This is a genomic window from Hyphomicrobium sp. ghe19, assembly GCF_902712875.1.
GTDB lineage: Bacteria > Pseudomonadota > Alphaproteobacteria > Rhizobiales > Hyphomicrobiaceae > Hyphomicrobium_B.
The window spans coordinates 1,695,103-1,707,161 of sequence record NZ_LR743509.1; the positions used below are offsets into that span (position 1 = coordinate 1,695,103).

Annotated in this window: 8 protein-coding genes; 4 read left to right on the forward strand and 4 right to left on the reverse strand. The window is 61.9% G+C overall.

What is annotated here, in order from left to right; all coding sequences use genetic code 11:
* Positions 1-14: 14 nt before the first annotated feature.
* Positions 15-839 carry a DUF502 domain-containing protein gene (locus AACL53_RS08050; RefSeq protein WP_092869250.1) on the forward strand — a complete coding sequence of 275 codons (825 nt, stop codon included), beginning with the start codon at positions 15-17 and terminating at the stop codon, positions 837-839.
* A gap of 8 nt (positions 840-847) precedes the next feature.
* Here AACL53_RS08050 and recG read toward each other — a convergent pair whose 3' ends face one another.
* Entirely contained in the window at positions 848-2,962 is a 2,115-nt protein-coding gene (gene recG / locus AACL53_RS08055) for an ATP-dependent DNA helicase RecG (RefSeq protein ID WP_339083975.1), read from the reverse strand.
* A gap of 119 nt (positions 2,963-3,081) precedes the next feature.
* Here recG and AACL53_RS08060 point away from each other — a divergent pair, with 119 nt between their 5' ends.
* Positions 3,082-3,438, forward strand: a complete 357-nt coding sequence (locus tag AACL53_RS08060) for a succinate dehydrogenase assembly factor 2 (protein ID WP_339083976.1) — start codon at positions 3,082-3,084, stop codon at positions 3,436-3,438.
* Positions 3,439-3,448: 10 nt separating this feature from the next.
* The gene (gene mfd, locus AACL53_RS08065; protein WP_339083977.1) at positions 3,449-6,934 is read left to right on the forward strand and encodes a transcription-repair coupling factor; all 3,486 of its coding nucleotides are present in this window, start codon (positions 3,449-3,451) and stop codon (positions 6,932-6,934) included.
* Positions 6,935-7,073: 139 nt separating this feature from the next.
* Here the strand turns inward: mfd and AACL53_RS08070 are convergent, their stop codons facing one another.
* Both AACL53_RS08070 and AACL53_RS08075 read right to left on the reverse strand, forming a co-directional pair.
* The gene (locus tag AACL53_RS08070) at positions 7,074-8,615 is read right to left on the reverse strand and encodes a class I adenylate-forming enzyme family protein (protein WP_339083978.1); all 1,542 of its coding nucleotides are present in this window, start codon (positions 8,613-8,615) and stop codon (positions 7,074-7,076) included.
* A complete protein-coding gene (locus AACL53_RS08075) occupies positions 8,612-10,402 on the reverse strand; it encodes an extracellular solute-binding protein (protein WP_339083979.1) in 1,791 nt (596 codons plus the stop codon). Before AACL53_RS08075 ends, AACL53_RS08070 begins: the two co-directional genes overlap by 4 nt.
* Positions 10,403-10,748: 346 nt before the next feature.
* Here AACL53_RS08075 and AACL53_RS08080 point away from each other — a divergent pair, with 346 nt between their 5' ends.
* Positions 10,749-11,621, forward strand: coding sequence for an invasion associated locus B family protein (locus AACL53_RS08080; protein ID WP_339083980.1), 873 nt, complete (start codon positions 10,749-10,751; stop codon positions 11,619-11,621).
* Positions 11,622-11,697: 76 nt separating this feature from the next.
* Here the strand turns inward: AACL53_RS08080 and hspQ are convergent, their stop codons facing one another.
* Positions 11,698-12,030, reverse strand: a complete 333-nt coding sequence (hspQ, locus tag AACL53_RS08085; protein ID WP_339083981.1) for a heat shock protein HspQ — start codon at positions 12,028-12,030, stop codon at positions 11,698-11,700.
* Positions 12,031-12,059: the final 29 nt, after the last annotated feature.

The window sequence follows — 12,059 nt, forward strand, 5'->3', positions numbered from 1 at the left end:
TCGAGTAGGAGAGAATGGCCCCACCGTCTGCTCACGACCCCGGCCCTCGCAGTTCTTTGGGCGCCGACGCGAAGACGGATGCACAGCTGACCGCTGGGCTCAAGCGGCTGGTTAGCGATGACGGCAAAACGGGATGGCGACTCGGATCGCGGATCCGCAACGCTTTTCTGACCGGTCTCGTCATCGTCGGCCCCGTCACGATCACGCTTTGGATCATGTGGGGTGTCATCCATTGGATTGACGCCTGGATCAAGCCGCTGCTGCCGACGACCTTTAATCCCGATACGTACCTGCCGTTTCCGTTGCCGGGGCTTGGTCTCGTCATTGCCATCGTCGGGCTGACGCTGATCGGCGCGCTCGCTGCCAACCTGCTCGGGCGGACGCTCGTCTCCTCGGGCGAACTCATGATGTCGCGCACGCCGATCGTGCGCAACGTCTATGGGGCGCTGAAGCAGATTTTCGAGAGCGTCATCTCGACGACCGGACCGAATTCCAGTTTTCAAAAGGTCGGGATGATCGAATTCCCGTCGAAGGAAATCTGGAGCCTCGTGTTCGTCACGGGCGAGACGACGGGCGAGATCAAAGACGCGAAGCCGGGCGGCGCCGAAGATCTTCTCACCGTTTTCATGCCGACCGGCATTGTGCCGCCGACTGGGTTCATCTGCTTCGTGCCGCGGGCGAACGTGGTGTTTCTATCGATGACCGTCGAGGAAGCAGCGAAGATCGTTCTTTCGGGCGGCATCGTCATGCCGGACGTCGCGGAGAAAATGAAACGGCTTGCGGCGGCGGAGAAGAAGGCGTCGCGTTTCCGTTTGGGCAGCGACAAGCCTGCTGCTTAGCCTTCTGACTAGGCTGCGCGAAACAGGCGAACCGCTTCATCGCATTCGAAGAGATAGAGCAGTGTTCTGAGTGCCTGACCACGCGGTGAGACGAGGTTTGGATCTTTCTGAAGAATGAGTTCGGCGTCGTCGCGGGCGGCTTCGAGCAGCGCGTCCCGGCCGGGAACCTCTGCAATCCGGAAGCCCGGCGCGCCGCTCTGGCGAGCTCCCAGGATTTCGCCGCCGCCGCGAAGTTCGAGATCCTTCTCCGCGATCTTGAAGCCGTCCTCGGTCTCTTCCATCATCTTCAATCGCGCTTCGGCGGTTTCACCGAGCGGCGCTTTGTAGAGCAGCATGCAGAACGATTCACGCGTGCCGCGGCCGACGCGGCCGCGCAGCTGGTGAAGCTGGGCCAAGCCGAAGCGCTCGGCGTGCTCGATCACCATGATGTTGGCATTCGGAACGTTGACGCCGACTTCGATGACGGTCGTCGCGACGAGAATTCTCAGATGGCCGGCGGCGAATGCCGACATCGTCTCGTCCTTCTCCTTGCCCGTCAGTCCGCCGTGCAACAGGCCGACGCTGTCGCCGAAGATCTGGCGGAGATATGCGAACCGTTCTTCCGCGGCGGCGAGATCCGAAATTTCGGACGTTTCGATCAGCGGGCAGACCCAGTAGACCTGCGCGCCTTCTTCGAGCTGGACGCGAACGCGATCGATCAGGCGTTCCAGCAATTCCAGCGGCACCGCTTTGGTGACGACGGGTTTGCGTCCGGCTGGTTTTTCCGTGAGCTTCGATACGTCGAGATCGCCGTAGTGCGTCATCAAAAGCGTCCGCGGAATGGGCGTCGCTGTCATCACGAGGACGTTTGTGTCGCCGTTCGATCCTTTGGATTGCAGCGCCATGCGCTGGTGAACGCCGAAGCGGTGCTGCTCGTCGATGACCGCGACGGCGAGGTCTTTGAACTGCACGTCCGATTGAAAGAGCGCGTGCGTTCCGATCAGGATGTCGATCTCGCCGGTCGCGAGGCGCGATATCACGGCGTCGCGGGCTTTGCCTTTTTCGCGTCCCGTGAGCAGGGCGATCCGGAGGCCTGCCGCGTCGGCAAGCGGCGCGATGGTTTCGATATGCTGGCGGGCGAGCACTTCGGTCGGAGCCATCAACGCGGCTTGCGCACCAGCCTCAACGGCGACGGCCATGCTCATCAATGCGACCACGGTTTTGCCGGAGCCGACGTCGCCCTGGAGCAGACGCAGCATCCGGTGGGGCGCTGCGAGGTCATCGGTGATTTCGGCGAGCGCGCCCGTTTGCGATCCGGTGAGCGAAAACGGGAGTGCGGCTGCGATCTTCGCGCGAATTTTGCCGTTGCCCGACAGGCGCCGTCCGCGTTCCGTCTTCAGGTTTCGCCGTACGAGCGCGAACGCGAGCTGACCCGCGAGGAGTTCATCATAGGCGAGGCGTTGCCAGAACATGGCGCCGTTAGAGACGTCTTGCGCCTCGCCCGGCCGATGGACGCGGACGACCGCTTCGTTGAATTTCGGCCAGTAGCGCGCTTCGAGCCAGCTCGTTTCCTGCCATTCGGGAAGTTCAGGAACGCGTTCGACGGCCTGGCGCGCAGCTTTGAGCGCGATCTTTCCGGAGAGCCCTGCAGTCAGCGGATAGACTGGCTCGAGCAACGGCATCTCGTGACGGGCTTCCGGCGAGACGATGTAATCGGGATGCGACATCTGAAGCCGCTCGCCGTAGCGTTCGATGCGGCCTGAGACGTAGCGGATTTCGCCTTCGGGCAGCTGACGCTCGATGAATTTATGCTCGGCGTGGAAGAAGATCAGGTCGATGCGGCCCGTGTCGTCTTCGCACGTCACCTTGTACGGGGCTTTGGTATTTCCTCGCGGCGAGGGCTTGTGTTTCAGCACTCTCAGTTCGAGCGTGACGATGGTTCCGGGGACGGCTGCTGCGAGCTGGGGCTGGCTGCGCCGGTCGATCACGCCGGTCGGCATGTGCCACAGCACATCGATGACACGAGGCTCGGAAACGCCCGGCGGTAAGGCCAGACATTTTTTCAAAAGCAGAATGAGGCGCGGGCCGATCCCGGCCAGGGTTTGCGCCGACGCGAAAAGCGGATTGAGAAAGGCTGGTCGCATCGTAGAATTAGGCTCGCCGTTGGCAGGTGTCGCGGGGCCGCTACCGTTGGTCGCGGCAATAAGCATCGCCGGGTGCGCTAGGCGCGGGGAGCAGTGGGCGGTATAGGAACCCTTCGCGAATGGCGCACCGTGACGGCCGTCCGGCGCTCAGTCAAGCTGCTGCCGACGCTTTTACCATTGCCATGCAACCCGGACTTCATATGACGGACGATCTCGAGGCGAAGAGGCGGCGTGCGTCTTATCGCGCTCACCACCGCGGCACCAAGGAAATGGACGTGCTGGTCGGGCGCTATGCCGATGACCGGCTTCCCTCCTATACTCCTGAACAGATCGAGCGCTTCGAGCGTTTCATGACAATTCCCGATCCCTCACTCCAGCAGTGGATCTTCTCCGGCCAGGGTTACAGCGGCATCGAATTCGAGGACCTGCTGAACGATATTCGGGCCTTCCATGGCCTTACGGCAGAGACGAGATAAGACGCATTAGATGACAACAAAAGTGCACAGCTCTCGCGCCGTATTTTCGGGTGTTCCGGAAGGTTTTGACGGCCGCGTCGTCGCCGATATCACGAAGGCTGCGCGCACCGGCGACCAGCCCGGCCTTCACCTCCACATCGCGCGCGACGACCGCCGGCTCGACGAGCTTCAGGCGGCGGTAGCCTTTTTTGCTCCCGACATCGCCATCGTGCCGTTTCCGTCGTGGGATACCGTTCCTTACGACCGGACGAGCCCCAATCCGGAAATCGTGTCGAAGCGGATCACGGCGCTCGGAAAGCTTGCCGTCGGCGGGCGTAAAAAGCCGACGCTGGTGCTGACGACCATCAATGCGATTTTGCAGCGCCTGCCGCCGCGGAGTTTCATTCGTGGCGCCGTCAAGACGATCGCGCCGGCGACGCGGCTCGATCCGGCCGATCTGATCAAGCGGCTCGAATCCTACGGCTACGACCGGTCGAGCACGGTCATGGAACCCGGCGAATATGCGCAGCGCGGCGGTATCATCGATCTTTATCCGCCTGGGCGGAGCAACCCGATCCGTCTCGATTTCTTCGGCGATACGCTCGAGTCCATCAAGGCCTTCGACGCGGAAACGCAACGCTCGCTGAAGCCGGTTCCGAAATTTTCGCTGATGCCGGTCAGCGAAGTCGCCTTCGGGGAAGCGGCGACGGCGTTGTTCCGGACGCGCTACGTCGCGCTCTTTGGCGGCAATACGGGCGATGATCCGCTTTATGAAGCGGTCAGCAGCGGCCGGCGTTACGTCGGCCAGGAGCACTGGCTGCCGTTCTTTCATCCGAGCCTCGAGACGCTCTTCGACTATCTGCCGGGCGTCGGCATCAGTTTCGATTATCATGATGACGAAGCGATCGAGCAGCGGTTCGAGCAGATCCGCGAACACTACGAGGCGCGTGTCGATTCACTCGAGGGCCAGCGATTTGGAGCACCGCCTTACAAGCCCGTGCCGCCCGACCAGATGTTTCTCGACGCCAAGGATTGGGCGGCCGGACTCGGCTCGCGAACGGTCTCACGTCTGACGCCCTTCGACGAGCCCGGTGCGACGAACGTCTATTCGATGCACGGCAAGCGCGGGCGAACGTTCGCTGCCGAACGCGCCAATCCCGACGCGAACGTCTTCGATGCGGCGGTGGCTCATATCCGGCGCGTTCACGCGGAAAACCGCAGGGTCATTCTTGCGGCCTGGACGCCGGGGGCGCGCGAACGCCTGATTACGCTCCTCGAAGATCATGGCCTGGAGAACGCCGTGAAGGTCGAGAACTTCGCGGAAGTGCTGGCACTTCCGCCGGGTCAGACGGCGTTCGCGGTGTTCGGCATCGAGGAAGGTTTCGAGACACCCGATTTCGCCGTCGTTGCCGAGCAGGACATTCTGGGCGACCGGCTGGTGCGCCAGCGCCGTCGCGCCCGCAAGGCGGCAGACGTTCTGACGGAAGCCACGAGCCTCTCGGTCGGCGATCTCGTCGTTCACAGCGATCACGGCATCGGCCGGTTCGCGGGCTTGCAGACCATCACGGCGCTCGGCGCGCCGCACGACTGCCTCGAACTGCAATATGCCGGCGGCGACAAGCTGTTCCTGCCTGTCGAGAACATTGAGCTTCTGACACGTTACGGCGCCGACGAAGGCGACGCGCAGCTCGACCGTCTCGGTGGCGTCGGCTGGCAGACCCGCAAGGCGAAGCTCAAGAAACGTCTTCGCGAGATCGCGAACGAGCTCATCAAGATCGCGGCGCTCCGAGCGTTGCGGGAAGCTCCGGTACTCGTTCCGCCAACAGGCGCTTACGACGAGTTCGTTGCGCGGTTTCCGTATGAGGAGACGGAGGATCAGGCGGCCAGCATCGATGCGGTGCTCGGCGATCTCGCATCGGGCAAGCCGATGGACCGGCTCGTCTGCGGCGACGTCGGCTTCGGGAAGACGGAAGTCGCCATTCGCGCGGCGTTCGTCGCGGCTATGAACGGCTTGCAGGTTGCGGTCGTGGTTCCGACGACGCTCCTTGCGAGGCAACATTTCCGCACGTTCACACAGCGGTTCCAGGGCCTGCCCGTGAAGATCGCGCAGGCGTCGCGCATGGTCGGGACGAAGGAGCTGGCCGAAGTGAAGGCCGGAGTGAAATCCGGCGATATCGATATCGTGGTCGGCACGCATGCTTTGCTCGGCAAATCGATCGAGTTCGCGCGGCTCGGCCTTCTGATCATCGACGAAGAGCAGCACTTCGGCGTCAATCACAAAGAACGCCTGAAGAAGATGCGCGAAGACGTGCATGTGCTGACGCTGTCTGCGACGCCGATCCCGCGTACGCTGCAACTTGCCTTGACTGGCGTGCGCGAGCTTTCGCTGATCACCACGCCACCGGTCGACCGCTTGGCGGTGCGGACGTTCATCTCGCCGTTCGATCCGGTCATTCTGAAAGAAGCGCTGCGGCGCGAGCGTTTCCGTGGCGGGCAGACGTATTACGTGGCGCCGCGGATTTCCGATCTCGATGAGATGTCGGAGTTCCTGCGTGAGGCCGTGCCCGATCTCGTCTTCGCGCGCGCGACGGGCCAGATGACGCCGACGGAGCTCGAGGACGTGATGACTGCCTTCTACGAGGGCAAGTACGACATTCTGCTTTCGACGGCGATCGTCGAGTCCGGTCTCGATGTTCCGAACGCGAATACGCTGATCGTTCACCGCGCCGATATGTTCGGCTTGGCGCAGCTCTATCAGCTTCGCGGCCGCGTCGGCCGATCGAAGACGCGGGCTTATGCCTACATAACGACGCCGCCGGGACAGAAGCTCACCGAAGGCGCGGAAAAGCGCCTCAAGGTTCTGCAGTCGCTCGATACGCTTGGTGCGGGATTCTCGCTTGCCTCGCACGATCTCGATATTCGCGGCGGCGGCAATCTTCTCGGCGAAGAGCAGTCCGGCCACATCAAGGAAGTCGGTTTCGAACTCTACCAGTCGATGCTGGAAGAGGCCGTTTCAGCAATGAAGGGTGGCGATCTCGAAGCCGACGACAAGTGGAGCCCGGAGATCCAGCTCGGCACGTCGATCATGATTCCGGAGCCTTATGTTGCGGATCTACAACTTCGGCTCGGCCTTTACCGGCGACTGTCGAGTTTGGAGAAGCGGTCCGAGATCGACGCTTTTGCCGCGGAGCTCGTCGACCGGTTCGGTCCGCTGCCACCCGAGGTCGAGCATCTTCTCGACGTCATGGAGATCAAGGGTCTTTGCCGCATGGCAGGCATCGCGAAGGTCGATGCGGGGCCGAAGGGCGCCGTCATCACGCTGCACAAGGCGAAGTTCGCGAACCCGGAAGGGCTCATCGCATTCGTGCAGAATTCACGTGGGGCACTCAAGGTTCAGCCGGATCAGCGCCTCGTCTATCGCTCCGACTGGGATTTGCCCGAGATGCGGTTGAAGGGCGTAAGGGCGGTCGTCCAGCAGTTCGCCGACATCGCGGCGAAAACGAAGAAGGCGGCTTAGCCTCGCTTGTCTAAGCCTCTTCACGCACCGTCATGCCCGCGTAGGCGGGCATCCGCCCAAGCATTTTGGTTCGACGTGTTCGCGGTTGTCTTGGACGGATCCCGGCCTTCGCCGGGATGACGAGCATTGATGGCCGAGCCTACTTCGAATCGATGAGCAGCGGAGCGAGGGCCTTGCGCTGCACCTTGCCATTGGGTGTCCGCGGGAGCCGGTCGATGAAAACGATTTCACGCGGGACCTTGTAGGCGGCGAGGTGTTCGCTGGCGAATGCCTTGACCGCCGCGGCATTCTTCGGTGCGCCCTCACTCGGAACCACGAAGGCGCCGATGATCGAAACGCCGCTTTTGACGCGGATTTCAGTGCACGCGACTTCGGCGACGCCGGGGCATGGTGCGAGCGCGGATTCGATCTCGAGCGGCGAGACGCGATAGCCGCCCGCGTTCATCAGCTCATTCACGCGGCCGAGGTGCGTGATGTAGCCATCGGCGTCGAGGGAACCCAGATCGCCGCCGACAAACCACTCGCTGCGGAACACTTCACCTTCTTCTGCGGGGCGGTTCCAATAGCCGAGCATCATACCCGGGTCGGAACGGTGGACGGCGATCAGACCTTCCTGTCCCGGAGGAAGAGGATCGTTTCCGTTCGCTTCGTCGGCAGGGATGATCGCGACGCGCCGTCCAGGTTGAGCCTTGCCGACGGCTCCCGGACGATATGGAACGTCGGGTCCGGTCGAGATGTACGTCGATATTTCGCTCATGCCGAGCGCTTCGTAGAGCGGCAGGCCCGTTGATTTGGTCCAATCTTCGACGAGAGTGGGCGGTGGCGTTTCTCCGGCCATCAGGCCGTGACGCAATTGCCCGAGAGAGCTAGGTGTCGGGCGAGCGTACTTCAATATCTGACGGAATACGCCGGGAACGGCCGCGAAAAGTGTCGCTCCCGTTGCCGCAATGATAGCCGGCCAAAGCTCGGGCGATTTCTCTCCGGTGCAAACGATGGCTGTCGCGCCGTTCGCCCATGGGTCGGTCAGACCGACACCGAGCGTGAACGTCCAGTTGAACGCGCCGGCGTGGAGCATTCGGTCATCAGCGGTGATGCCGAACCAGCCTTGATACATGGGACTGCGTCCCAAGGCCGAGCGATGGGCGTGCAGAACACCTTTGGGCTTCGCGGTCGTGCCCGACGTATAGATCAGGAAGGCCGGATCGTCCGCATTGGTCGCTGCATACTCGGCGCGCCCGGAGGTGCGGATGAGGCACCCGATATCCTCGGCTGAGAACTCCCTGACGCCGGGGGCGATGCCGACCGTCAACGGTTCCGACGTTGCGATGGCCGAGGCGCCGCTATCCTCAAGCAGCGCCTTGAGTTCGGGAGCGGTCAACTGATCGGAAAGCGGCAACGCGACGAAGCCGCCGGCGATGGCCGCGAAGAACAGAAGTGCTGATTGGCTCGAATTTCCGAGGCGGATCGCAACGCGTTCGCCGGGCTTCAGTCCGTGTGCGGCCAGTCCGGCTGAGAGACGAAGAATGGCATCCTCGATCTCTGCGAACGACCATGTTTCCAAAGGGCTTTCAGGATTGCGGGTATCGCAGACGAGAAGGGCGGTCTTAGCAGGGGTTTGCTGCGCGGCTCCACCAATGGCGTATTTCGCCATGTTGAACGGATTGCTGGAGCTCGATGTCATTTTCCCTCGATCCACCACGTATCGACGGCATATCCGAAGATCGGCGTCTTATCCGGATGCTTGAGACGCGCCCAGAAGGCAACCCACTGCCGCGGCGTATAAAACAGGGGAACGACGTAGTCACCCGAAAGCAGTACGCGATCGAGGGCGCGGACGGACGATACGAAATCGGTCTCGCTGTCGGCCGCCAGCATGCTCTCGATCATGGCGTCGGCCGCGGGGTTGCGGACGCCCGCGAAATTATAAGAACCGTTGGAATCCGCCGTCTTGGCCGACCATCGGAACAGCTGCTCGTTGCCAGGCGAAAGCGACGAAGGCCACGAATTCTGGATCATGTCGAAATCGAAGCTCGACAGGCGCTGTTGATATTGGGCGCTGTCGACGACGCGCACTCGGACGGCGATGCCGAGCGGCGCAAGACTGCGCGCGTAGCTCAGCAGCAGGGCTTCCTGCGCGTTGCTGTTCGCCAGAATTTCGAATGCGAGTTGCTTGCCGGTCTTGGGGTCGATCAAGCGGCCATCCTTGAGAACGAGGCCCGCTTCCGTCAGCAGCGCAAAGGCCGCTTTTTGGTTCTGCCGGTTTTGGCCGCTGCCGTCGCTCGCCGGAAACCGGTACGTGCCCTCCATGAATTCCGGCCGGACGGCGTCCGGGAAGGGTGCGAGAAGCGCGCGTTCCCGAGCATCCGCCGGGTGGCCGGTCGACGCCAGATACGAGCGTTCGAAATAGCTCTCGGTCCGCTTGAACAGGCCGTTGTAAAGGACCCGATTGCTCCATTCGAAGTCGAAGAGCATCATCAGGGCGCGGCGCACGCGCTGGTCTGCGAAGATCGGGCGGCGCGTGTTGAAGACGAATGCCGTCATGCCGGCCGGGAGGCCGATGTCGAATTCAGCTTTGACGATGCGGCCGTCGTGGACAGGCGGGATGTCGTAGCCGCCAGCCCAACGGCCTGGGTCGTCTTCGAGCCTCAAATCGATGTTGCCGGACTTGAAGGCTTCGAACATGACAGAGGCGTCGCGGAAATAGTCGAAGCGGATATCGTCGAAATTGAAGCGGCCGCGATTGACGGGAAGGTCTTTGCCCCAATAGTCGGGATCGCGGCGAAAACTGATCGATCTTCCCGCATCGATGTTTGAAACCGTATAGGGGCCGGAGCCGAGGAGGGGTTTCATGCCGGCGGTTTCGAATTGTTCCGGCGTCATGTCGCGGGCAGCGAAAACCGGCATCAGGCCGAGGATCAGCGGTAGCTCGCGGTCGGTTGCATCCTGAAACGTGAACTTGACGCCGCGCTCGCCGACTTTCTCGGCTCCGGTGACTTTTGCAAAATAGGTTCGGTGGTTCGGGCGGCCTTTTTCTTTGAGCAGCGCGAACGATTTTACGACGTCTTCCGGGGTCACCGGCTGACGGTCGGAAAAGCGCGCCGCGGGATTGATCGTGAAGGTCACGGATTTGCGGTCGTCGGCGACGTCGATTGAATCGGCCAAGAGGCCGTAGAGCGTGAACGGTTCGTCGAGGCTGCGCGCCATCAACGCTTCGACGACGAATTCCCGGATGCCTGACGCGGGCGTTCCCTGCACGATCAGGGGGTTCACGCTCTCGTAGGAGCCCAGCACACCCAAGGTCAGCGTGCCGCCTTTCGAGGCCTGCGGGTTCACGTAGGGAAAGGCCTTAAAGCCATCACCGAGTGCCGGGGCGCCATGAAGTGCGATTGAGGTCTGCGGAGCGGCCACGGCCGGGAGGCCCGCCGTCAACACTACCCAGAAAATGAGGATAAACTTCCCGAAGGACATTGCCGGTACCTGAAATGCTTTCACCGGCTTGTTACTACGCGATAATCCCGGCAGTGTGGCGCTAACGGCCAGCGCGACTTCAGGTCTTCTAACGGGGCCGAGCGGGGGCTGTCCAGCTTGTCGCAGTGGCCGACGAGCAACGATGGCAGATAGCGAACTGCGGCCCCCAATTGTGCTGGACCGCGGTCACGTGATTGCCGTAATCCGAGCCTTACTCGGCGCCGGATCGGCAGTACAGTGCCGGGTCTGCGCAGGCTTGGTGGCGAGCTTTTGACGCACGGCGATGAACTTAGGGGTAGGCGCCGGTGAGGCCGGCACAACGAATAAAGCGAGGATTTTTAGGTTGATGGCAAACGCACTATTGCGCGCGGGCGGCAGGGCGCTCGTATCGGCCGTAGCGGTTGCGGCGGTGATGTCCGCTGCGCCCGCTTGGGCCCAAGATGCAGCAAAACCGGCTGCACCGAAGAAAGCTCAGCCGGCTGCTGCTGCCCCGGCGGCAGGAGCGCCTGCAGTCAACGGAGCGGCGGCTGCTTCTCCCAAGAGCGCCTGGGTGAAGCTTTGCGAGAAAGCGCCTATCGAAAAGAAGGGCGCAGACGGCAAGGAAGTGAAGGAAGAGAAGTCTCTCTGCCTCACGCACCATGAGCGTCTCGACGGCAACACCGGAATGGTTCTCGTTTCGGCGGCCATTCGCGAAGTCGAAGGCTCCGACAAGAAATCTCTGATGATCATGGTGCCGCTCGGGATGGCGATCCCTCCGGGTGTCCGCGCTGCGATCTATACGAAAGAACAGTGGGCGGCTGCGTCCAAGAACGAGAAGATCGATGAGAAGGCATTGAAGCCCATCGAACTTCATTATGCGCTTTGCCATCCGGCTGGGTGCACGGCCGAGACGGAAGCTACGCCCGATATCCTCGCCCAGATGTCGAAGGGCGGCGGACTGATGGTGCTGGCGATGAACGCCGCAGCACAGCCTATCGGCTTCCCGGTTCCTCTCGATGGCTATAACGAAGCTGCCGCTGGACCTCCGGTCGACAACAAGAAGTATGCCGAGGCGCGCAGCCAGCTGATGCAGCAGATCCGTCAGCGTCAGGCGCAGATGGCCGAGAAGTGGAAGGAAGACCAGCTGAAGAACCTGCCGCTCGATGCGCCGGGCGCTCCTCCGACCACGACCAGCTCGACGAAGGCGCCGGCAGCGGCACCTGCCAAGCCGAAGCAGTAAGGTCTTCTGGTTTTCAAGTTTTGAGCCGCCCCGGATGAAAATCCGGGGCGGTTTTTTTTATCGGCGTTTTGCTGATCTAGTTCGTTGAGCCGGGACGAAGGCGATAGCCGCCATTGCCGTCCTTGATGAAACGCTCACCAATGTCGGGGTGACGGAGCGGGGCGGCATTGTCGTCCAGCAGCAGGTTCTGTTCCGAGACGTATGCGAGATAGGTCGTTTCGGCGTTTTCTGCATACAGATGATAGTAGGGCTGATCTTTCCGGGGCCTGACTTCCTCGGGGATGGATAGCCACCACTCCTCGGTGTTTGCAAACTCCGGATCGATATCGAAGATCAGTCCGCGAAATGGATAGAGCCGATGCCGGACCACCTGGCCGATCGAGAACTTGGCGTGTTTGATATCGTTCATGGCGTTTTTAATGTGTGGCGGCGAAGGTC